The sequence below is a fragment of the Paenibacillus glucanolyticus genome, assembly GCF_037333485.1.
Lineage (GTDB): Bacteria > Bacillota > Bacilli > Paenibacillales > Paenibacillaceae > Paenibacillus_AQ > Paenibacillus_AQ glucanolyticus.
In genome coordinates this window covers 1,169,886-1,193,082 of record NZ_CP147845.1, presented here as the reverse complement: position 1 = coordinate 1,193,082, position 23,197 = coordinate 1,169,886, and the positions used below count along the sequence as shown (strand labels likewise).

Annotated in this window: 20 protein-coding genes; 4 read left to right on the top strand and 16 right to left on the bottom strand. The window is 49.6% G+C overall.

The window, feature by feature from the left end:
* Positions 1-26: 26 nt before the first annotated feature.
* The 5 genes from WDY75_RS05710 to WDY75_RS05690 all read right to left on the bottom strand — a co-directional run bounded on the left by WDY75_RS05710 (position 27) and on the right by WDY75_RS05690 (position 3,549).
* On the bottom strand, positions 27-464 hold the full coding sequence (locus WDY75_RS05710; protein ID WP_063477702.1) for a hypothetical protein: 438 nt from the start codon (positions 462-464) through the stop codon (positions 27-29).
* Positions 454-735 (bottom strand): PqqD family protein, encoded by a 282-nt coding sequence (locus WDY75_RS05705; RefSeq protein WP_006212496.1) that lies wholly within the window; start codon positions 733-735, stop codon positions 454-456. Before WDY75_RS05705 ends, WDY75_RS05710 begins: the two co-directional genes overlap by 11 nt.
* Positions 732-1,523 (bottom strand): hypothetical protein, encoded by a 792-nt coding sequence (locus tag WDY75_RS05700; protein WP_063477703.1) that lies wholly within the window; start codon positions 1,521-1,523, stop codon positions 732-734. Before WDY75_RS05700 ends, WDY75_RS05705 begins: the two co-directional genes overlap by 4 nt.
* Positions 1,524-1,810: 287 nt before the next feature.
* Positions 1,811-2,863: a nucleotidyltransferase family protein gene (locus tag WDY75_RS05695; protein WP_036640714.1), complete on the bottom strand. Its 1,053-nt coding sequence runs from the start codon at positions 2,861-2,863 to the stop codon at positions 1,811-1,813.
* Complete coding sequence (locus WDY75_RS05690; RefSeq protein WP_006212500.1) at positions 2,860-3,549, bottom strand: CpsD/CapB family tyrosine-protein kinase; 690 nt, start codon at positions 3,547-3,549, stop codon at positions 2,860-2,862. The genes WDY75_RS05695 and WDY75_RS05690 overlap by 4 nt, the downstream gene beginning before the upstream one ends.
* An 846-nt stretch (positions 3,550-4,395) precedes the next feature.
* On the opposite strand from WDY75_RS05690, the gene WDY75_RS05685 reads away from it, so the two are divergent.
* Positions 4,396-4,764: a helix-turn-helix domain-containing protein gene (locus WDY75_RS05685; RefSeq protein ID WP_006212502.1), complete on the top strand. Its 369-nt coding sequence runs from the start codon at positions 4,396-4,398 to the stop codon at positions 4,762-4,764.
* Positions 4,765-4,867: 103 nt separating this feature from the next.
* On the opposite strand, the gene WDY75_RS05680 is transcribed toward WDY75_RS05685, so the two are convergent.
* The 4 genes from WDY75_RS05680 to WDY75_RS05665 all read right to left on the bottom strand — a co-directional run bounded on the left by WDY75_RS05680 (position 4,868) and on the right by WDY75_RS05665 (position 13,579).
* Positions 4,868-5,014, bottom strand: a complete 147-nt coding sequence (locus tag WDY75_RS05680) for a hypothetical protein (RefSeq protein ID WP_164481459.1) — start codon at positions 5,012-5,014, stop codon at positions 4,868-4,870.
* Positions 5,015-5,352: 338 nt separating this feature from the next.
* Positions 5,353-9,948 carry a glutamate synthase large subunit gene (gltB, locus tag WDY75_RS05675; RefSeq protein WP_063477704.1) on the bottom strand — a complete coding sequence of 1,532 codons (4,596 nt, stop codon included), beginning with the start codon at positions 9,946-9,948 and terminating at the stop codon, positions 5,353-5,355.
* Positions 9,949-10,515: 567 nt separating this feature from the next.
* On the bottom strand, positions 10,516-12,783 hold the full coding sequence (locus tag WDY75_RS05670) for a YhgE/Pip domain-containing protein (protein WP_063477705.1): 2,268 nt from the start codon (positions 12,781-12,783) through the stop codon (positions 10,516-10,518).
* Positions 12,784-12,997: 214 nt separating this feature from the next.
* Positions 12,998-13,579 carry a TetR/AcrR family transcriptional regulator gene (locus tag WDY75_RS05665; protein WP_006212506.1) on the bottom strand — a complete coding sequence of 194 codons (582 nt, stop codon included), beginning with the start codon at positions 13,577-13,579 and terminating at the stop codon, positions 12,998-13,000.
* A 340-nt stretch (positions 13,580-13,919) separates the two neighbouring features.
* Between WDY75_RS05665 and WDY75_RS05660 the strand changes: the two genes are divergently transcribed.
* Positions 13,920-15,095, top strand: a complete 1,176-nt coding sequence (locus WDY75_RS05660) for a UDP-N-acetylglucosamine--LPS N-acetylglucosamine transferase (RefSeq protein ID WP_036640719.1) — start codon at positions 13,920-13,922, stop codon at positions 15,093-15,095.
* Positions 15,096-15,180: 85 nt separating this feature from the next.
* Here WDY75_RS05660 and WDY75_RS05655 read toward each other — a convergent pair whose 3' ends face one another.
* From WDY75_RS05655 to thpR, 3 genes are all read right to left on the bottom strand, one after another.
* Complete coding sequence (locus WDY75_RS05655; RefSeq protein WP_063477706.1) at positions 15,181-15,864, bottom strand: metal-dependent hydrolase; 684 nt, start codon at positions 15,862-15,864, stop codon at positions 15,181-15,183.
* Positions 15,865-15,906: 42 nt separating this feature from the next.
* The gene (locus tag WDY75_RS05650; RefSeq protein ID WP_063477707.1) at positions 15,907-16,806 is read right to left on the bottom strand and encodes a cell wall hydrolase; all 900 of its coding nucleotides are present in this window, start codon (positions 16,804-16,806) and stop codon (positions 15,907-15,909) included.
* A gap of 110 nt (positions 16,807-16,916) precedes the next feature.
* Complete coding sequence (thpR, locus tag WDY75_RS05645) at positions 16,917-17,486, bottom strand: RNA 2',3'-cyclic phosphodiesterase (RefSeq protein WP_082834242.1); 570 nt, start codon at positions 17,484-17,486, stop codon at positions 16,917-16,919.
* A gap of 297 nt (positions 17,487-17,783) precedes the next feature.
* On the opposite strand from thpR, the gene WDY75_RS05640 reads away from it, so the two are divergent.
* Both WDY75_RS05640 and WDY75_RS05635 read left to right on the top strand, forming a co-directional pair.
* Positions 17,784-18,737, top strand: coding sequence for a D-2-hydroxyacid dehydrogenase (locus WDY75_RS05640; RefSeq protein WP_063477708.1), 954 nt, complete (start codon positions 17,784-17,786; stop codon positions 18,735-18,737).
* A gap of 134 nt (positions 18,738-18,871) precedes the next feature.
* The gene (locus tag WDY75_RS05635) at positions 18,872-19,183 is read left to right on the top strand and encodes an MGMT family protein (protein WP_036640726.1); all 312 of its coding nucleotides are present in this window, start codon (positions 18,872-18,874) and stop codon (positions 19,181-19,183) included.
* Here the strand turns inward: WDY75_RS05635 and WDY75_RS05630 are convergent.
* The 4 genes from WDY75_RS05630 to WDY75_RS05615 all read right to left on the bottom strand — a co-directional run bounded on the left by WDY75_RS05630 (position 19,128) and on the right by WDY75_RS05615 (position 23,041).
* Positions 19,128-20,162 carry a TRM11 family methyltransferase gene (locus tag WDY75_RS05630; protein ID WP_082834243.1) on the bottom strand — a complete coding sequence of 345 codons (1,035 nt, stop codon included), beginning with the start codon at positions 20,160-20,162 and terminating at the stop codon, positions 19,128-19,130. The two genes, WDY75_RS05635 and WDY75_RS05630, sit on opposite strands and share 56 nt — an antisense overlap.
* Positions 20,163-20,304: 142 nt before the next feature.
* Positions 20,305-21,411, bottom strand: coding sequence for an LLM class flavin-dependent oxidoreductase (locus tag WDY75_RS05625; RefSeq protein WP_063477709.1), 1,107 nt, complete (start codon positions 21,409-21,411; stop codon positions 20,305-20,307).
* 23 nt (positions 21,412-21,434) lie between these two features.
* Positions 21,435-22,850: a deoxyguanosinetriphosphate triphosphohydrolase family protein gene (locus tag WDY75_RS05620; protein WP_063477710.1), complete on the bottom strand. Its 1,416-nt coding sequence runs from the start codon at positions 22,848-22,850 to the stop codon at positions 21,435-21,437.
* Between the two features lie 56 nt (positions 22,851-22,906).
* Positions 22,907-23,041 carry a hypothetical protein gene (locus tag WDY75_RS05615; RefSeq protein WP_006212516.1) on the bottom strand — a complete coding sequence of 45 codons (135 nt, stop codon included), beginning with the start codon at positions 23,039-23,041 and terminating at the stop codon, positions 22,907-22,909.
* Positions 23,042-23,197: the final 156 nt, after the last annotated feature.

Genomic DNA, 23,197 nt, shown 5'->3' with positions numbered 1-23,197 from the left:
CCCTCATAATCAACACAACTTTCTATTTATAGCCTTCTGAACGACAAATACCGCCTCACCATCTTTGGCCACAGCGGTATGTTAAGTGTTATCCAGGTTAGCAATGACAACTTCCAATGATGGGCCGGAATCCAGCCTTTTTTCTTATACGTGCCCGTGAAACACCCCAGAATCCGAGCGGCATTTACCGGTTCATCAGGGACAATATTCGTATCCCCTTTAAATATGTACTGTTTCGAATCGCCTTCCCCTTGAATATCATAAAGACGATGACAGACGAGCTTTCCCTCTGTGGTAATGAAGAGATATACTTCACCGATCCGGAGTCCGTCATGGTTGAACGCCTCAAAGGAGCTGCGCTCCCCTTCCATCATGAAGGGAAACATACTGCGTCCCCAGGAGGGAAGCTCGATCCCTCCGCGTCTAGTCAACCATTCGGTCACGATTTTGGTCTCATCCATCATATTTCAGCAAACCGCTGCCTAACAGCTGCTCTATAAAGGAGTTCACATCTTGTTCAGCAGTATGACGATCAATCTCATACTCTTCGGCAATTTTCTCAATGATCTCATCAATGAGTCCATATTCAGGGATGATGCTCCATATATAACCTCCAAGCTCATTCAACTTGGTCGCCACATGCTCCTTCATATTTAGCAGAATCCATTCACTGCCAATCATTTCGCTCTCAACATGTTCATTCCTTCTCAGCAGCTTCGTTTGTGTTTGACTCATGAAATCCTCTCCCAAAACGTATCATTTTTCTGAAAATAGAGCTGGTACGATGGAACCTGCTGTACCACTTTCTTGCATAAAGCGATCATGTTTCTTGTTTCCTCTGCATCGTGGCGCCAATAAAATACCTTATCCAACATAAGAGCGAATCCATCTAACGGTGTGATTGAAATACGCTCAACGTCAGGTGATTGAATAATATAATGAATACCGTATAATTTCGCCTCTTCAAGTTCACAGGGATTCTCCATCTCGCTACGAAATGGAGAATCGTATACGGTCACACGTCCGTTTTCTTCTATGTACAGAAACGTAGCTTCATCAGATAAAATCGGACGCGGACGCGACAACTCAGCTACAGTAGACTTCCCTGCACCGGATTGGCCTGCAAACATCCATGCTTTGCCTTCATGAATCACACAAGAGGAATGGATCAGCAGCCCGCGCGCTCCATGGATTAGCCATGAGCTATACAAGTTAATAAGTGCATGCTTCAAGGCAAACTCATCATAGATATGAATTTCCGCCGAGCTGTAATCCCGGGATGAAACCATATGATAGTCGCAGCGCTGGAAAGTAACCGAATGGTCGGATGCGGAAATATGGACAGGTCCTTCATCAAAGGGCTTTCCGTACCCATCCTGAATACGAACATACAGGTCAGCCTGCGGCTCCTGATGTTGAATATTGGATATCCTGAACCGCCGCTTGACAAATTCAGCCATTCGTTCTGATTGTGTTTTGAAGGATATCCGGGACTTTCCGACTATTGCAGTAGCTACAAACATATGATCAACCTCAACTTCCACTTATAATAATTCAATTCGAGCGAAAACTGTGCATGGAGTCATTAATAAATAAATGTATACCTGTTACCAGATAGGATTCCCGCCTCCACCCGGGTTGCTGGGACGAGTTGTGCCGAACTCCACTTTGCCTTGTGCCAAAATCTTGGGAGCCTCATACGTTTTTTTCATACTTAACACCTCCTTCTTGAGGATTAGTTTATGATACAATATGTATCATGTCAACTGATTATTGTTACACATCGTAACTTGTAAATAGTAAAAAGAACCTATCTGAAGATTTCACGTTTTCGGATCCACAATAATGGAAGATTCCAAATCAGGAACCCTAGCTGGGACCAACGCTGCCCCCATGTATCGTGAACCGTAAATGCAGTCACAATTCGAAACCAGGAGTAACTGAAACCTTTACGACCCAGCATTACCTTGCGTGCTTTTTCAAGATTCCATCCAGGATACTTAAACTTATAAGGAAGCATGGGCATCGGCTTCAACCTTTGAAGATGTGGAAGCATATCATAAGCTAAAGACAAAGCAATCCATACCTTAGAAAGATTTCGATCTGCGGCGGCAACATCTAGTAATTCAGCATACTCGAGCCTGCTATCCATCACGTGAATAAGGGTTGCTATATCTACAAAATATTTCATCGACATCATATGATGATTCATACCATGCAAGCATATATGATAGAAAGTGTGCAAGGGACTCAGCTCATAGACATAATGGCAGCCACTCATTAAGGAAGCATCTCTCCACAAGCGCGAGACATCAGTATTCGTAAAATCTTCCCTGATAATATTCCAATGCAGTTCTACGGTTAATGAGGGGAAACTGGCATTATTCAATGGTTTGACGTATTCTTCATGGAAATGGGTCGGATCGCCTGTCACTTTATCAAATCCAAGGCTGATCAACAAATCGCTTGCCTGATGTAAGTCCTTCTTACCAACAAGCAAATCAATATCCGTCGTTCCACGAGCTGCAAGACCGCCGAAATAGCGTTCAGCAAGCTGTGTCCCTTTTAAAGGGATTACCTCTATACAGGACGCTTCGAAGGTCTGAAGTATCATTTTCAGTTCGGTTTTAATGAGGAAGTTCTGTATCAGGACAATATCTGCTTCAGAGCTTAACTTGAGCCGGACCTGTTCAGGTACTTGATGAGACAATCCTTTTTGTCGAAGCTCAGCGAACACCTGTGGGGCGATATCAAATAAATCGATATCCATCATAAGGTTGACATATTGCATCTCATCAAGAGAGGGCAATCGTCCCTGATATAACTCATCAAGAAACGTAACCAGGACATCTTGGTTCTTCATTTCAGCCATGTACTGCCATAATAAAGCTGTTCAGCTTCATTTTCGCGAATGGTGATATTGTTAAGCACTACCCCAAGAAGACGTGCCTTAACATGCTCGAGTTGAGCCTTTGCCTTTTTGACCTGGGATTTCTTTACTTTCCCCCCTAGCACAACTAAAACAACACCATCACACAAAGCGCTGACAATAAGCGCGTCACTGACTGCCAATACCGGAGGCGTATCAAACAAGATCATGTCATACTTCTGCTTGAGATCGTGGATTAACACTTGCATATTTTGAGAACCTAACATTTCGGAGGGGTTGTATGGAATAGAGCCTGAAGGAATAACGGAGAGATTAGGAACAGCAGTCTGTCGTATCACATCTTCAACATCCATCTGCTGGGCCAAAACATTTGTTAATCCAGTTTCATTGGAAACGCCGAATACATGGTGTAACGATGGTTTGCGTAAATCTGCTTCGATTAATAATACATTTTTACCTTCATGAGCATAGGCAACAGCCAGATTACTTACCGTTGTGGTTTTGCCTTCATTCATTTGGGCCGAAGCAACCATGATGACCCTTACTTGCTTGTCATGAACAGAAAATTGAATATTAGTCCGCAGTCCTCGATAAGATTCTGCTGCCGGAGATTTTGGATTAATGACGGTAACCAAGGGGTTTTTGTATTTTCTTGCCATATTACCTCACCTGCCTATTAAAATAGTCCGTTCTCTATGCATGAGTGCACGGATTTAAGGTAAAAGAACTAATGACCAAGCAACTCAAATATAGTAAAATGTCTGTATCACTGTATGATTAGCTTTTTATTATATTGGCCTTGCGAACTATGTATGTAATTTCTATAAACGGAGTGATTTAGCGCCATATGACTACTGATCATTCGGTTAAGCATTCCTGTTATCCGTGCTTTTTGATCGCGGTCTGTACATATTTCAACCTGATATAACTGATAATCATGTAAATGCTCTTGAATCTGGATCCTGCCAAAAACTTGAATATGATCATAAGTGTCATCAATTTCGTAGCTTAGTTTTATCTTAGGACTTATCGGGATGTCCCAGGGACACAGGAAAACAAGCTTCTCCGGGCTAAGCTCAACCGGAGTTACATTGTGGCTTCTGCCGTGCACACTCAGTGCGCCAATTTCCATGACTCTAATCCCAAGCGTTATAAGATGCTTCGTTTCACTTGACATCAGGAATTTAATTCGCTCCTTTATTTCTATAAATTCTGGTATGGGACATTTTATCCATGGATAAAATGATACTAAGTGTTACTTCTTTTGAATTATCCAGATACATTATGTATCATTTTATTTTCCAATTTTACGATACATATTGTATCAAGTCAACAGGAAAATCGTCAGTTTCTACCTCCTGTGTGTGAAATTAGCATGTTTCGTAAAGGTACAACCTCTCAGGATAAGACTGAGTTAAAGTACCTTAGGCTGATTGATATAAATTTTGGACAAATTTATTTTTTTACACAACAGGTATTGCCAGCAATTGAAAGGGGGATCTAGCATGAACTACGGAGTACGAATTTCAGAACTACGTGAACAGCGCGGGTGGACTCAGGAAGAACTCGCTACCTCTGTCGGCATTACTCGTGCTGCACTATCCCATTATGAGAAAAACCGGCGCAAACCGGATTTCGAAACATTGACCCGCCTGGCAGACCTCTTTGACGTATCGATAGATTATCTAATCGGGAGAACGGCACAGGAGAAAGCGGTGCTTGATCCGGAGGTTCGATCATTTGTGGACGGACTTGAACTCTCGGATCAAGACCTGCTGGAGCGATTCAATCTCACGGTGGATGGTCGCAAGCTAACGGAAGAGGAAGCCAGACGGTTTATTGCATTTGTTCGCATGGAACGGTCTATGAAGTAATCATGGCAACGAATAATGGAAATCCCCGATAATCACTGATGAGAAGTTCTCAGTGATATCGGGGATTTTCACTAATTGTCATGTATAAGTGATGACAAATGATTTAATCTTTATGAAGTTCCTCCGTTTGCAGCCATTTATCAGGATGGATTCCCATTTGAGTCATGAGCTTATAGATGTCTATATTCGTCTTCTGCTGGTCAAGCTGCTGCTCGGTGCTTCCAGAGCCTCTCTCCTTGTCCACACTCATTTCCACAACTACCTCGCTTATCTATAATTTCCTCTCCATCCCCAACTCCGCAAACTCGTTGTCATTATTTCTCATCCGTACAAAAACTTACTCGCTAGACCAATTTACTCACCAAACTTACTTACCAATATTATAGCGAATGTATTCACACGATACTGTCGTCTTGTGGAACCATTGTCCTATGCTTCGGGTTCTAATTTTGTCGAATTTTATATGGGGAGATGATGTCACATATTTTAGATTATTGATGATTTCGATTGTATCTTATTTATATATAAAAAAACCACATTGGATTCATTTAAGAATACAATGTGGTTTGACGCAACTTGAGCCCGGTTCTAGTTCCCTGTACGAGCCAGTTCTTTCATATTTGCCTCAAATGCAGCGAGGAGCGCCGCTTCGCCTGTCAGGCCTTGGTCTTGAACCTTCTCGATATGCAGCAGCATCCGTTTATAATCCTTCGGAATGATACGAACAAAGCGGCTTAGCGCCTGATCCCAATCCGCAAGAATTTGCTGTGCCGGCGCACTGCCGGTATACCGCTCATGCTGCTGAACCAGACGAAGGAGTGCTTCCGCTTCTGATGTTTCCTCTACACGCTCGAGGAGCACCATTTCCAGGTTGCAGCGATCTACAAAAGTACCTTCCGGATCATAGACGTATGCAACGCCACCGGACATGCCCGCTGCAAAGTTGCGCCCGGTTTCCCCGAGAACAACCACCCGGCCGCCCGTCATATATTCGCAGCCATGATCGCCGACACCTTCAACCACGATGTTCGCACCCGAGTTACGAACGGCAAAGCGCTCGCCCGCGATGCCTCTTACGTAGGCTTCGCCTCCTGTAGCACCGTAGAATGCGGTATTACCCGCAATGATGTTCTCTTCTGCTTTGAAGGTCGCTTTCGGTGAAGGCTTCACGATCAGCTTGCCACCGGAAAGTCCTTTACCAATATAGTCATTGGCGTCCCCTTCTACCGTCAGGGTCATCCCTTTCGGCACAAATGCACCAAAGCTCTGACCAGCGGAACCAATGAAGCTGAATTGAATCGTATCTTCCGGCAGTCCGGCAGCACCGTATTTACGTGTCACTTCACTGCCCAGAATAGTACCAACCGCACGATCCACATTCGTGATCGGGAACGTGCCTTCAACAGCTGCTCCCGATTCCAATGCAGATGCAGCGCTGCTCAGCAGAGAGCGCATATCCAGCGTTTCTTCCAGGCCATGATTCTGCCTTTGCGTGCGGAAGCGTGTGCTGCCTTCCGGAAGCTCCGGCGTATACAGAAGTGCGGAAATATCCACGCCTTTCTTCTTCCAGTGATAATCGGCTTGAACGGCGTCCAGGCAATCGGTGCGTCCGATCATATCATCAATGGTACGGAAGCCAAGCTCCGCCATAAGTTCCCGCATGTCTTCAGCAACAAAACGCATAAAGTTGACCACATGCTCCGGATCGCCCGTAAAGTTCTTGCGCAGCTCCGGATTTTGCGTGGCTACGCCAACCGGACAAGTATCCATTTGGCATACACGCATCATGATACAGCCGATGGCAACCAGTGGTGCAGTCGAGAATCCATACTCTTCGGCTCCAAGCAGCGCCGCCACAACCAAATCGCGTCCGTTCAGCATTTTGCCATCGGTTTCAAGCACAACGCGGTCACGCAGATTGTTCATGATGAGGGTCTGATGCGTTTCGGCAAGTCCAAGCTCCCACGGCATACCGGCATGGCGAATGGAGCCTTGCGGTGAAGCGCCTGTACCGCCATCGTAACCGCTAATCAAAATAATATCTGCACGGCCCTTCGCAACACCTGCTGCAATGGTACCTACACCGACCTCGGATACAAGCTTCACGTTGATATCCGCACGCGGATTCGAGTTCTTCAGATCATAGATGAGCTCTGCCAAATCCTCAATGGAGTAGATATCGTGATGCGGTGGTGGCGAGATCAAGCCTACACCCGGCGTTGATCCCCGAACCTCAGCTACCCAAGGATACACTTTACGTCCCGGCAGCTGTCCGCCTTCACCCGGCTTCGCCCCCTGCGCCATCTTGATCTGGATTTCGTCTGCGTTAACCAGATAGTTGGAGGTTACGCCGAATCTTCCCGAAGCAACCTGCTTGATGGCACTGCGGCGGGAATCGCCGTTAGCATCCGGCACATAACGTCCCGGATCTTCTCCGCCTTCGCCCGTATTACTCTTGCCGCCGATGCGGTTCATCCCGATTGCTAGACTCTCATGCGCTTCCTTACTGATGGAGCCGAAGGACATCGCACCGGTCTTAAAACGCCGCATAATGGAGGCTGCAGATTCAACCTCATCCAGCGGAACCGGTTCGCCGACCGGCTTGATTTTCAAGAGGGAACGCAGTGTCAGATGCTGCTCATTCTCACCCTGTACAAGCTCGGCATACTTCTTGTATGTTGCATAATCATTCGTCCGAACAGCCTGCTGCAGCAGATGGATCGTTCTCGGGTTGAACAAATGCTCTTCCCCGTCTGCTCTCCATTGATACTCGCCGGCTGAATCCAGCGCTTTATCATTGCCATCTTTATCGGTAAAGGCACGGTCGTGGTGGGCCAGCGCTTCCTTGGCCACTTCCTCCAGGCCGATGCCGCCAATACGGGATGGTGTACGTGTGAAATAACTTTCCACGAAATCTTCCTTCAGGCCGACAGCCTCGAAGATCTGAGCGCCACGGTAGGACTGGATTGTAGAAATCCCCATCTTCGACAGGACTTTAACAACGCTCTTGCTTGCTGCTTTAATGTAGTTCTTCACAGCCTTCTCATGTGAAATGCCGCGCAGCATGCCTTCCTGAATCATATCGTCCAGCGTTTCGAACGCGAGGTACGGATTGACTGCACTCACACCGTAACCGAGCAGCAGCGCGTAATGATGCACTTCGCGTGGCTCACCGGATTCGAGCAGGATAGCCACCTTCGTCCGAGTTCCTTGACGAATCAGGTGGTGATGGAGCGACGAGACGGCGAGCAGCGAAGGAATCGCAGCATTGTCTTTGTCCACACCCCGGTCCGATAGGATCAGAATGTTATGGCCCTTGGCAATCACTCGATCCGCTGCCTCGCACAGCGTATTGATTGCTTTGCGCAGACCTTCAGCCCCTTCCGCTGGCGGGAAGAAGATCGGAATCGTCATGGACTTGAAGCCGGGACGGCGAACATGGCGCAGCTTCGCAAATTCTTCATTGGACAGCACCGGCGAATCCAGGCGGATGTGGCGGCAGCTTTCCGGTTCCGGCTTCAGCAGGTTGCGCTCCGGACCGATGGTCGTTGCGGTTGAAGTCACCAGTTCTTCGCGAATCGCATCGATCGGCGGGTTGGTAACCTGGGCAAACATCTGCTTGAAGTAGTTGAACAGCCGCTGCGGCCGGTCGGACAACACCGCAAGCGGTGCATCGTAACCCATGGACGCTATGGCTTCTGCGCCGGTGATCGCCATCGGCTCCAGCACTTTGCGCAGCTCCTCATAAGTGTAGCCGAACGCTTGCTGGAGCTGGCGCACATTCTCGTGCTTCGGATCCGGCAGTTCCGGCGCTTCAGGAAGATCATGAAGCTCTACCAGATGCTCATCCAGCCAATCCGAGTAAGGAAGCTCGGCTGCAATGCTGGCCTTGACCTCTTCGTCGGAGATGATGCGGCCTTCCTTCGTATCAACAAGCAGCATCCGTCCTGGACGCAAGCGGTCCTTGTACAACACATTTTCCGGCGGAACATCGAGCACGCCCGCTTCGGAGGACAGGATGATCAGATCATCCTTGGTCACATAATACCGGGATGGACGCAGTCCGTTCCGGTCCAGGGTAGCCCCGATCTGGACTCCGTCAGTGAACGCCATGGCTGCTGGACCGTCCCATGGTTCCATCAGCGTGCTGTGATATTCGTAGAATGCTTTTTTGGTTTTATCCATGCTCTCATGATTGCTCCATGGCTCGGGAACCATCATCATAGCCACATGCGGCAGGGAACGACCACTGAGATACAGGAATTCAAATGTATTATCAAACATACCGGTATCGGAACCGTCCGGATTGATTACAGGTTTCACCTTCTCGAGGTCGCTTCCGAACAGCTCATGCTCGAACAGCGACTGGCGTGCGTGCATCCAGTTCACATTACCGCGCAGCGTGTTAATCTCGCCGTTGTGAATCATGAATCGGTACGGATGCGCCCGTTCCCAGCTCGGGAAGGTGTTCGTGCTGAAACGGGAGTGAATCAGCGCGATTGCGGATTCCAGTCCTTCTTCCTGGAGGTCAAGGTAGAACTCCCCGACCTGTTCCGTCGTCAGCATGCCTTTGTATACGATTTTGCGGCAGGAGAGACTGGATACATAGAAGCTGTCGCCCTCGGGCTTGCCGCTGTAACGGATAGCCAGCTCGGCACGACGACGGATGACATACAGCTTGCGCTCGAACGCAAGATCATCCTGAATGTCGGCGCTGCGTCCAATGAACACTTGGCGAACATACGGCTTTGCCGCTTTTGCGGACTTGCCAAGCATTTCATCGCTGGTTGGCACATCGCGAAACCCGATCAGGGTCTGACCTTCCTCAGCAATAATGGAAGCCAACTGGTCCTCATGTGCCGTGCGAACGGCAGGATCATGAGAAAGGAACAGCATGCCCGCACCATAGTGCCCAGCCTCGGGGAGCTCAAAGCCCAGTTTGGCCGCTTCTGCGGAGAAAAAAGAATGAGGAATCTGCAACATAATCCCAGCGCCGTCACCGGAGTTCGGCTCGCTGCCCTGACCGCCGCGATGCTCCATATTGGCAAGCATAGTCAGCGCGCTGCTGACGATTTCGTGGGATGGCTTACCCTTGATATGGGCAACGAAACCCATACCGCAAGCATCTTTTTCAAACTGCGGATCATAGAGGCCCTGTTTCTGGGGAAAATCAGTATGTTTCATAAGATGCAACCTTTCTTTTTATAGAATAAAAAACTGCTGATCAATAACAGAAAAAACATAAAGGTTGGACATCAATCCTCACCTGCAGTGGACACACTGTCTTGAGGTGATGCAGTATTGTGCAAAAGCGCCAAAGGTTGACATTTACCTAACACGTAGATTAATTAGTTCTATATATTTTATCACCCTCATACAATGCAGGCAATTCAAAGTTTTTATGAATTTGATAAGAATTGTTTTTGTGAGAGTAATCACAACAGATCGCTTATTTTTATGTAGAATAGTGCAAAAAAACATGCAAATAAAACATTCCGAACAGGTCGATGTATTGACTTTTTTTGCAAAATGAATATATTCGGTTCAGCTTTGCCATTCCCCATTCTACCGAAATCAGACTTCAGGGATCTGTTCGGACCAAAAACCTCGTCCAAATGGATCCGTCTTTAGAGCGTGCTCAAGTATACATTGCCAAGCTCATCTGGTCATTAAAAAAAGGACTTCCCCCAGATCCGATCGACCTTTGGGGAAGTCTCTTTGTTTTTTGCTTACATATAAATGTGATCTTGCTTAAGCAGTCACCGCTGCGCCGCTCTCTGCCGCCTTCTTGTTATTTCGGGCAGCCAGGAAGTATACGGCGGTCAAAACCAGGAATACCAAACCGAATCCGGCCAGTACGCCTGCGCTGGCCCACATGCCGTCGAAGCTTCCTGTAGAAATGACGTCCTTGTAGCCTTTGACACTGTATGTCATCGGCAGCAGCGGATTTAATGCCTTCATCCAGCCTGGAATGAGCTCCACCGGGAACGTGCCTGCGCTCGTGGTCAACTGGAAGATCAGAATCACAATGACAACAAAGCGTCCAGGCTGATCCAGCCAGGTTACGAACGTTTGCACCAGGAACATAAACGACAAGCTTGTAATGAAGGAGAAGAGATAGAAGAGCGGAACGCTCTGCACCTCAAGCTTCAACCCGTACAGCATGACGACCACAGCCAGTAATGCCTGGATCAATCCCATACCGGCGAAGGATAATGTACGGCTGACAAACCGGTTCCATCCGGATGCATTCGGAACAGAGGCATCGCGAATCGGCAAGATAATCGTAGAAATCAATGCCCCGACAAACAAGCCGAGCGACAGGAAGTATGGTGCGAAGCCCGTACCATAGTTCGGCACTTCATTCACTTTGTGCTCTTCAACCTGTACCGGTCCGGCAAACATGGTCACCGTTTCGTCGGTTGTCTTAATGTCGCCCGTCTTGCCGGCAGCCTCGTTCAGCTTGCCTGCAAGCTCCCCGCTGCCATCCTTCAATTCATTCATTCCGCTCACCAGTTCTCCGGCGCCGGAATCCAGCTGCTTCGAGCCGTCGGCCAGCGTAGTTACGCCGCTTCCAAGCTTGCCTGCTCCGCCGGCCAGCTGCTGCGTCCCTTGCGAGAGCGTGGCCGCACCGCTGGCAAGCTCCTTGCCACCGGCTGCCGCTTCGCTCAGCTTCGTGCCGAACAGCTTCATGCCGTCAGCCAATTGGCTTTGGCCGGCGTTCAGCTGCTTTGCACCCGCCAGCAGCTCTTGGCCGCCGGCTGCAAGCTGCTTGCCGCCTTCAGTCAGCTGAGCCGCTCCTGCGCTCAGCTTGCCTGCGCCTTCCTGCAGCTGCTGCGTGCCCTGGTTCAGCTCCGCTGCACCTTGTGCCAGCTGCTTCTGGCCCGCATTCAGCTCGCTCGTGCCGGATGACACGGATTGGCTCGCTGCCAGCAGCTGCTGAACCTCGGGACTCTGCGCAAGCTCCGGATTCCCTTCTGCCAGCTTCTTCAATCCATCCGCAACAGCCTGAGCCCCTTGCTCCAGGGCAGCCGTAGCTTCCAGCGATTGATTCAGCCCGGCTTTAAGGCTGCTGCTGCCTTCATGAGCGCTCTTCGCTCCTGCCGCAAGCTGGGAAGCTCCGGCCTGGTTGGCTTGCAGCCCTTCATGGAGACCGGTGCTGCCCGCTGCAGCAGATTCAATCCCTGCTTGCAGCTTCGCGCTGCCCTTGCTTGCTTCCTCAGCGCCTGCCTGCAGCTGGCTGTGACCCGCTTTAAGCTGATCCAAGCCGGAGGCGAGGGTGCCTGCTCCCGTGTTCAGCTTGCCAGCACCGTTATTTAGTTCCTGCACCCCTTGGGTTAAAGGCGCAATTCCGTCCTGCAGCTCTTGCGTGCCGCTGACCAGCTTAGCCAGATTTTCCTTCAGCTTCACGGCGCCATCGTCCAATTTAACGGCACCTTCGGACAGCTTGGTCGCGCCGTCTCCGGCTTCGCTTAAACCATCGGATACTTTGGCTACTTGATCAAACAGCGTCTCTGTGTAGGCTTCCGTTACCTTCGCGGACACCTTGGACTGAATCTGCTTCACGGCAGATCCGCCAATTTGGGCTGCCAGGAAGTTGTAGCCTTCATTCGGCTCAAATACGATCTGCGCAGGCTGCGGATGTTCATCCATTAAAGTTGTCGCCTGCTGCGAGAAATTCTCCGGAATGCTGATGGTCATGTAATACTTATTATCCTGCATGCCCTGCTCAGCTTCATTCCGGTCAACGAACTGCCAATTAAAATCCTTTCCCTTCTTCAGTTCGGCGACCAAGTCCTCGCCAGCCTGAAGCGTCTTCCCTTCAAAAACAGCGCCCTGGTCGTTATTGACGACCGCTACAGGCAAATCCTCCATCTTTCCATAGGGGTCCCAGAAGGCCCCCAAGAACATACCGCTGTACATGACCGGTATGAACAGCACTGCGATAATCGGAATCAAGATTTTTTTGTTCCGAACGGCAGCGCCAAGATCCTTTGCAAATACAGATAATGACTTCATCCAGTCTCTCTCCTTTTTTTCTCTAGATACAGCAGCTATTTTGCCGACATGAATTTGCATCACAGGCAGATAACATTTCCAAACCAGTACATAATGACCAATTCTCTCATTCGGTCAGTTTAAACCAAAAAAAGCGATCGCTGGCAAGGAAGACGATCCCTCAAGCCAAGAGAGTCCGCCTTCCTCATCACGAAGGAGGCTGCATTCTTACCTCTTATGAAGAGGCCTTCAACCCGTCAGCCAGGAACACCATCATATATTCCTTGATCTGTTCCTTGCTTAATGGCTCATGAAGCTGATTAAAGTCGGTCGTGAGCGCAACGTACAGCTTCAGCATCACGAAGGATACCACTTGAGCATCCAGCGGTTTGATCTCACCGATCGATATGGCATGCTCCACAATCCCCTGGAGATAGCCGACGATCCCGTTCTCCACTTTCGTCAATCCTTCATGAGCCTTCGGCGTGCCGATATCCCGCACTTCCTGAGACAGCTTGATGAACAGCTCATGCTCGCTCCGGAATTCAAGCAGCGCATCCAGCACGCGATACAGATTGTCAAAGAAATCCCTGTCCTTCTTGATCTCCCGCTCCGCAAGACGCTTCATCTCCATAATCGCCGAGAGCAGAATTTCGTCAAACAGTTCATCCTTATTCGTGAAAAACGTGTAGATCGTACCTTTCCCAACATTCGCAATCTTCGCCACCTGTTCCATCGTCGTCGCTTTATATCCGAACAAAGCAAACGACTTGGAGGCAGCATCTAGCACCTGCTTCCGACGGTCCACAGCTGGCATGCTTACCCCTCCTTCTATGATCTTCTTAAGATTGGTCTTACCCTCGAAACTGACCATAATACAATTCTGGTCATTCGGTCAAAAATCACTTTATCAGATTATCGATTCCATTGCAATATCTTTCGTTAAATTTTTAAATAATTCCAAGTGAAGTGTTCAAATCTTATTATAACGTCTAATGAAAGAAAAACGTCGATCAACGAATATGGGGCCGCAAAATAATTGAAATGCTTTTCCCTTTTGCGCGTATACTTAGGGTGCATACTCTTTTTTTTCGCGCCGCTCTTCAAAAAACGATTCCTGTTTTGTAAGATAGAGGGAGAAAGAAGTAGGTGAAACCATGCGATATACAAGAGTGCTCCTCTTTTCCGAGGGATTCGGCACAGGACATACGCAAGCAGCGTATGCGCTGGCTGAAGGTATACAACGGATGAGTCCCGGCATCCAATGCCGTGTCATTGAGCTTGGCAATTTTTTAAATCCGACCGTAGGGCCGTTAATCTTGTCCGCTTATCGAAAAACCGTCAGCACCAGGCCGCGCCTTGTCGGCATGCTGTACCGTTCGCAATATAAGAAATCGTTAAACCGTCTGACGCGGCTCGCGCTTCACCGGATTTTCTATGCACAGGCCCAGCGGGTGATTGAGGAGCTGCAGCCGGATCTTATTATATGTACGCACCCGTTTCCTAACGCCGTGGTCTCACGCCTGAAGCGTCAAGGACTTGAAGTCCCGCTCTATACACTCATCACCGACTATGATGCACATGGCACCTGGGTCAATCCGGAAGTGGATGAATATCTCGTATCCACTCCCCATGTGAAAAAGATGCTCATGCTCCGGGACATTCTGCCGGAATACATACATGTGACCGGCATTCCCGTGCATCCGAAATTCTGGGAAAGGGGCGATCGCAAGGCGCTTCAAGCCGAGCTTCAATTAAAAAACATGCCTACAGTACTGATTATGGGCGGCGGATGGGGTCTCGTATTCAATAAGGAACTGCTCAGTAAGCTGGCAAGCCGGGCCGGTGATATCCAGCTTGTCTTCTGTATGGGACAGAACGAGAAGCTGGTGGCCAGCATGCGCGAGGATCCGATCTTTCAGCACCCCAACATCCACGTCCTTGGTTATCGTGAGGATATACATAAACTCATGGACGTGTCGGACCTGCTCATTACGAAGCCCGGCGGAATGACTTGTACGGAAGGAGCCGCCAAAGGGATTCCCATGCTGTTCTACGAGCCGATCCCGGGACAGGAGGAAGTGAATTCCCACTTCTTTGTTAGCGAGGGCTATGCGGAGATTCTGGATTCTGCTTCCGTTATCGATAAATGGTTGAATCTGCTGTCGGATCGCTATGATCAAGTAACGAAACACCGTAATGATGCAGGCAGGCGGCGCATTCGGCATTTGGAGCCGGATCACTGCGCAGGCCAGGTGATGGGGCTGCTGAACGAAGGACGCATACCCGGCTATCAGGAAGAAACGATCAAGATATTGGCGGACCAGCCCTAATATCCATTCTAATTCTTACATTGCCTATTCAAACAAAAAGCTTCCCTGTCACGGAGGACAGGGAAGCTTTTTTGCATTAACCCATCTATATTTCGAGGCTTTCTCCCGCTTTCAACGGATGACCCTGAATACCGGTTTTGGCCAATTCGGCGCAGAAGGCCCCTGCATCCTGTTTAATGCCCGGGAAGGTGTCATAGTGCACTGGAATCACATGCCTCGCACGAATCCACTGTGCGGCCAGCAGAGCGTCCTCCGGACCCATGGTCAGCATGTCACCGATCGGCAGCGCAGCTGCATCGATGTGATTCATCTCCCCGATCAGGCGCATATCCCCAAACAGACTCGTATCGCCCGCGTGGTAGAATGTTTTGCCGCCCATCGTCAGAATGACGCCACCAGGCTGCCCTGCATAGATCCAGGTGTCCCCTACCGAAATGGATGAAGAGTGAAAGGCCGGGGTAAACTTCACCTTAAAGCCGTCAAACTGTGCGCTTCCGCCGATATTCATGCCATGGGATTTGACGCCCTGGGTACCGCAGTACACCGCGAGTTCATAAACCGCGATAATCGGACAATCGTTCTGCTTGGCAATCTCGATGCAATCGCCAAAATGGTCGGAGTGCCCATGCGTCAGCACAACCGCATCAACTTTCACATCGCTTGGTTTAATACCGGAGCCTGGATTGCCTGATAGCAGCGGATCGATGATAACACGAACTCCGCCTTCTTCCACCAACATGCTAGAATGGCCGTAATACGTAATATTCATGGTTAAACACACCTCCTACATACTAGTTTACCCATATGGGCACTACTTGTAAAAAGAGTGGTTCCCTATTTTTTTCACGAACGTTCTTGAATGATGAACCGTCAGGTCCTGAGCAAGCTTTAGAGACAGGAAAAAATACGTGTCGTCCTTTACTTCCTTTTGGCCGTGAAGTGCCGCATTCACAGATTTGATCGTCTCCTCGTTTGGCTGGACACGCTTAAGACGCCCGTTCGCTACAGGACTAAATTGGTGCTTTTGATAGATTACATCGGTAATAGTATCGGGAAAATTGGCTGACCGCAGCCGGTTTAAGACAACATTAGCAACTGCTACTTTGCCTTCGTACGGTTCGCCTTCCGCCTCTGCCATGACAATCTTCTGGAGCAGAAGCAGCTCTTCAGCTGACAAATCATAGGTCCAGGTTGCTTTATCTTTCTGAGCCTGGGTTAACGTATTTGTTCTTGTGAAGAATAAAGTTGTGGGGGGTGTTAGGCTTTTAGCCTGTGATTTGACGACATGTGTCCCCTTTTGTTTTGCCGGTTTCCCGTCTGCATCCTGAGATTTGGATTCTTCCTTCTTCTCATCTGCAGTCTTCAATGTTTTTTGTGAGTATAAGTTCCCGGGATCAGCCAAACCAATGCCCTTTGAACTTGAAAAAGCGTCATTCTTGCCACCCGGCTTATTCCACTCATGGAAAACAATTGAAGACAAAATGTTGACAGGTTCCCTATCCTGCTTTGTACTCGCTTTTACCGCTAATGTATCAGGGTCGCCTTCAGGAGCCAGGGCAGCCATCACAAACTTCGGCATGTCCTGCTGCTGTTCTTCCCCTTCAGTTGTTTCTGCCTGCATTCCAAGCAAACTTATAAGAGACAAACTCACAAAGAGCGCTCCGATGAGCAGCGCAACCCAGCGATTTTGCCGAAGAATTTTTATAACCATATTTTTCCTCCTATGATGTCGGCACATTTCCTACACTATGTAACCACATTTTTAGGCGTTGAAAACATGGTAATTTTATGAACATTTTATTTTCAATTTCAGAAAAAGGTTTAAAGCCGCGCCACACCTACAGTTTCGTACATCGGAATCGACTGCAAATTTGTACGGAAAAGAACAAGCTCCTGCACGTTCCACTGGATAGGATCGGGTCCTCTTCCGATTTCATCCAATGAAAATTTTTGATTTCCTTGAAATTTCCGGGCGATGGTAATATGTGGACGATAGGGACGATCCTCCGGCGCAAATCCGAAGGATTGCATTTTGGACACCACCGATTGCTGAAGATGGGCCAACGCATTCAAATCTCCGCCGACCCCTGTCCATAAAATCCGGGGTGAGCTGCTTGTCCCAAACACGCCGGCATCCTGTATGCCAAGTTTGAAAGGCTTGTGCTCCCCGGCTACCTGCTGAAGCCCCTTCGTCAATTCCTCAATGCGATGAGTCGGTGTATCACCTAGAAACTGTAAAGTAATGTGATAATCCTGCGGATGAACCCATTTTTTGAAATTCACATGCTCTGCCAGCTTGTCCGCCCACTCCTGAATCCGGGAAGATACCTCGGATGGCAGATGAACGGCAACAAATAAACGATCCATAGCTCCCTCAGCCGAATGGCTCAACTAAGACACTTCCTTCCTAATCATCATCAAGCAGCCATCGGCTGCTATAAGCACCATGTTTTCGCAGTTCGTTTATAGTGTGAGCAATAGAGCCTGAAAATAAATATGAGGGGTACATCATTTCGCCTAAAAATATGATGAAGCTTCAATTTACCATAAATCGGACAATAATACATGTATAAATTTGTTAAGCGGACGGGTTCCGCCATGCGCAAAGCCATGATTTCTGATAATATGTTCCAAAGAGAGTATCGCTTTTATTCTGTATTATCATCACATTCCCCAGGAGGTAGTACCATGCCGAAAATCGTTGCCATTCACGACTTAACCACCGAGCAGCAGCAAAAAATCAAGGATATCGCCCCCGGCTATGAGCTGATCGTTACAAAAGCCAAAGAGCTTACGACAAGCATAGTTCAGGATGCCGAAATACTGATCGGCTGGTCGCGCTCCATCCAGGAGGATGTCTTGTCTGCGAACAGTAAACTCAAGTGGATACAAGCATGGTCCGCTGGCGTGGATAAAATGCCGCTTCCAGAGCTTCAGGAAAAGGACATCCGCCTCACCAATGCCAGCGGTGTACATAGCGTTCCGATTACGGAGCATATTTTTGCCATGATCCTGGGCTTCACCCGCAACCTGCATCTTTCCATCCGGCAGCAGTCGAACAAGAAATGGGATACTTCGGGTACCTTCACAGAATTGGCAGGCAAAACGATTGTCATTGTCGGCGTCGGCCAGATCGGCAGCCACACCGCACGTGTCGCGCAGGCGTTCGGCATGCGGACGGTCGGGGTTCGTCATTCCGGTAAATCAGATCCCCATATAGAAGTGATGTATAAGGTCGATCAGCTTGATAAAGCGCTGGCGGAGGGCGACTATGTCGTGAACATCCTCCCGCTGACGGATGAGACCCAGGGCTTATTCAATCAAGCACGATTCTCCGCTATGAAGGACACCGCTATTTTCATCAACGTGGGTCGAGGCCAGACCGTGGTAACCGATGATATGATTCGGGCGCTTCAGGACGGGTCATTGGCGGGTGCAGGCCTTGACGTCTTCGAGGAAGAGCCGCTTCCGTCGGATCATCCGCTGTGGGCGATGGACAACGTTATCATCACGCCGCATACGGCGGGCGATACGGATCGCTACAGCGAGCGAGCCGTGGCTATTTTCCTGGAAAATTTAAAGAACTATGTAAACGGCGAGCCGCTATCCCGCAATGTGATCGATTACAGCAAGTCGTACTAGGATCAGAGTGCAAGAAGTCTGAACATTCGTTTGAAGCGATCTTGAAGCAAATAGAAAGGTGTCCCGTGATCTGTATCCTCGGGACACCCTATTCGTTTATATAATAATCCCAATGCCGGCAGGAGTGAACATGTATGCAGCCATTTACGAAACGCGTGATCGAAGTGATCCAGAGCATCCCCGAAGGATATGTGGCGACTTATGGACAAGTAGCCCGATTGGCTGGGAGTCCGCGGGCCGCACGCCAAGTCGTTAGAATACTTCACACCCAAAGTCATATTCATAAGCTTCCATGGCATCGGGTTGTTAATGCCAAAGGCGAAATTGCCATCAAGGACGATGAGTCCAGATTAATGCAGGAGCTGTACCTGCAGGACGAAGGCGTTACGGTTAACCACCTGGGCATGATCGACTTGAAGAAATTTGGTTACGATCCTGCGGAATAGATACACACAGCCAGATTTCTCTTACAAAACTCCCCTTGCGGGTCGTGCTATGACGAAGCACCTTCCACCCCGTCTCCTGCAGATGTCCCCTTAATGGTTCCGTGCTAATGATAACCGCCCGATCTGCCAACCCGTGTAAGCTATGCAGCATCTTCAACTTCTCTTCCTCTGGGAAAACGGAACACACATTATAAGGAAGATCCAGAATAGCCGCGTCATAATGTCCTTGCCATGTATTCATATCATGAATGGCAACTATGTTGTCATCATAACCGTAATGCTTCAGGTTCACCCTTGCTCCCCGCACCGCAAGCGGGTTAATGTCACAGCCCTCGACCGAAATTCCCATCGACAACGCCTCGATCAGAACATTTCCCATTCCACAGCAGGGATCCAGCAGCATGACCCCATCGGGTTCAGGTGCAGCGATGTTAACCAATGCCCTTGCTAACCGAGAGCTAAGACCTGTGGAGTAATTTTGCGGCTTCTGCTTATGCTTCAGCCAGGCACGCGCTGGCTCTTGCAGTATGCCCAAGCGCCAGATGCCGTCTATGGATATCATCCCAAACGTGATATCGGGTGATTTCATCTGTGCTGTTCCTGCGATTCGGCGGCCTACCCTCCGCTCAAACTCGCGTAATTGATCATAAGTATAAGGATCTCCCGCCTTTAGGGAAACAACTTTGAAGGTGGCGTTCCTAAGCTGAATTTGGCCTGCTTGCTCTGCCATTTGTTCTATCGAATTGCCAGTCACCCTGACATCCAGGCAAGCGGACAGGAATGGGCTGCGATCCGGATCCACCCATTGCTCGCTTTCCAGCCAGTCCTCTCCATCCGGCATATGTCCGAACAGCTCGGCCAGCTCCATGAAGCACAGCTCACGCTCTGTTTCATGACAGGTGTAAGTATACAGATATGATGACTTATCCCTTATGGAAGAAGGGCCCCATGCAATGTCATCTTGAACGAAATTCGTCATTTATTTCTACTTCCTTCTATTATATAGGTGAGTACCCTGCATCAGCTTAAACGTACGCATTAATACATATGTGGCAGGATAAATGTTGTATGGAAATAAAATGCTGCGCAGTTTAGAATAGTTTCTTCTATTATAAAGAGAACTATATGGATTCTACTAATAGACGATAAGATGCCAGCCGCGCAGCATAATCACTCACCGGTGTAACAATCAAGAACTCGTCACATTCATACTGCTCTGCCATATTCTGCAGCCTGAGGTGCACGCTTGCAGGCGTACCGACAATAAGTCGACTAGGGCCTGGCGTCCTGGAAGCAGCCGTATCCGGACTTCCTTGTCTGGATTTGCCTGCCGGATCTCCGTTGTAGATCGGATCTCGGCTGCGGCTCCCCCCTTTATCGCGATCGGCCGATCCATAAAACTCAGCTTGTCCAATCCTGGTTGAAGCAGAGCTCTGTTCGGGAGCAGCTGCCCCCGTGTCCAAGCGGTCCGAGGGCAGCGGGCGCTGTCCGAACCCGGAAGCTTCAGCAGCAAGTTCGCCTGCTCGTTCCTCCGTCTCTGCACACACAATGCTTACTGCCACCATCGTGTGCGGTTCTCGCAGACGTGCGCTGGGCTGAAAACCTTCACGATAAGAGCGCAAAACCTCGGCACCATCCGTGTCGCTCATGAACTGGCCGAATACATACCCCGTGCCGAATTCCGCCGCATAACCGGCACTCTTCGTATTCGTGCCGAGCATCCACATAACCGGCTCCGTTACAGGAACCGGTTTCGCTGCCACCGGCACATCCTCGTAGCGATACCGGTCTTCGAGCAGTTCGGTAAGGGCCCGAATCCGATGAGGCAAATCTGCCACGTGGCCCAGGAAATTTCCGTTAAGCGCCATGCTTGTATGCGCGGAACCTCCCGGCGCCCGCCCGATCCCGAGATCGATGCGTCCGGGATACAGCGCCGCCAGCATACGGAAATTCTCCGCTACCTTCAGCGGACTGTAATGCGGCAGCAGCACGGCCCCGGAGCCGAGGCGAATACGTTCTGTCCGGGCGCCGATATGGGAGAGCAGAATCTCGGGCGAAGCGCAGGACAAGTGCTCCAGATCATGATGCTCCGCCGCCCAGTAACGGCGGTAGCCCCACGCTTCCGCATGCTGTGCCAGATCCACCGCATGCAAAAGGGCCTCCTCGAAGGTGCTCTCCCCAAAACGCGGAACAAGATCAAGCACGCTAAGTTTCAATGGGTTGTTCATAAGCTCCCTCCTTCTCCTGACCCCTAATCCAGATCGTAGATCGAGCCAACCTTCAGGCCATATAACTCGTTGTATATTTTCTCGGCAAAGGCATCCGTCATGCCCGCGATATAATCAATCACCATATGCTCCCATGTCCAGATCGGGTGCGCCCGCTTCTGATCCGCTTCATAACGCTGAAGCCAATCCGATGGAATGATGGCCGTTGAGGCAACAGGATCAAGAAAAGCGTCCCACAGGCGCTTAATAATCCACTCACTGCGTTTTTGCAGACGCTGGACCCGCAGGTCGCGAATCATGGTCACCCAGGCGAAACTTTTCAGGACGCTGACCGTGCGCAGCATATCCTCGTCCTCCGCACCGTCTCTGACAAACGTCACCTTTTTCCAGTCCCCGTTCGTGATCACGCCCAGGCTGCCTACAAACAGACTCACCCAATAGGCCTTTACCTCGCGCCGGGTACGGGAATAGTCATTCTCACAGGTCGGCATCTTCTCATTCCAAATCTTGAGGAACTCATCCAGCACCGAATCCACCTTCGGATGAATCTTCTCAGGGGTCCAGCCCTTCCACACCTCGTCCTCCAGCGTCATGATCTTCTCCACGATCAGCTTGTTCAGATGACTGTCCCGCAGAAAATGCTCATGGACCTCAATCTTTCCGGCTTTAATGCCATCCTCCAGATCATGCGCGGAATACGCGATGTCATCACAGAGGTCCATCAGCTGCGCTTCGAGCGTCCGATACGCGCCAGGAATTTGCCAAGCCTCCCGGATGTGGGAGATATATTCCCATTCATGCCGGTACATCCCTTTCGGATTCACCAAACCGGAGAACGGATATTTATTAATTCCAAGCAGAACCGCATCGGACAGGTTGAGCCCGTTCACGTTCTCTCTTTTCTCCAAAAACATGATCAGCCGAAAATTGTGCGCGTTCCCTTCAAAATGCTCATATTTTCGACGCATCGCCCGCTGCACTTCAGCAGCCTGCTCCGGTGTCGGTGTACCCGGCTGACGCGTCAGCTCCTTCTCGGTTCTGCGGTCGATGAGTTTCTCCAGAATGCCCTGGAGTACCTCTTCACCCTTATGACCAAATGGAGGATGTCCAAAATCATGGGCGATTGCCGCACATTCTACCACCTCGGGATCAATCATCAGGCCCGCATTCTCGGCTTGTTCCGGCAGCACTTCAGGATAATGACGGGTCAGGCTTCGCGCCGCTTCCCGTGCAATCTGCGCAACCTCCAGTGAATGCGTTAAGCGCGTTCGGTAGTAATCGCCGGTGCCTGCACCGAATACCTGTGACTTCCCCTGCAGCCTGCGGAACGTCGGCGAATGGATCAAGCGGGAATAATCCCGCTCGTATACTGCGCGCGAAGCATCCGACTTCGTCTGCTCCGGGTATTGGCGATGCTCTCTAAGCTCCCTCAGTCTCATTTTCCCCACTCCTGTTTATCTGTTTATGGTCGATTCTGAATTGTTCGTTCCTTAGATTATATGCCATCTCGCTTCTGAAAGAAAAAGGTTATTCCTTCTGTACCCGTTCCCTCATTGTATACCCCTATCGTAACGCCTGTTATCCGCTGTGGAGGATTTTCCTTCATATACCAAGCTTCAAACACCGACACGGTGAGCAGACTCTCCCTCTGCCAAGCATTTCATGTTATGTAAAAAGGATGGATTGGAGCGTAATAAAGCTTACATTATGTAAAGCACCAGATGCTTCTAGGATTCACACAAAACCCGTACCAAATGAAAAGGCCGCCTATTGGCGACCCCAGTGT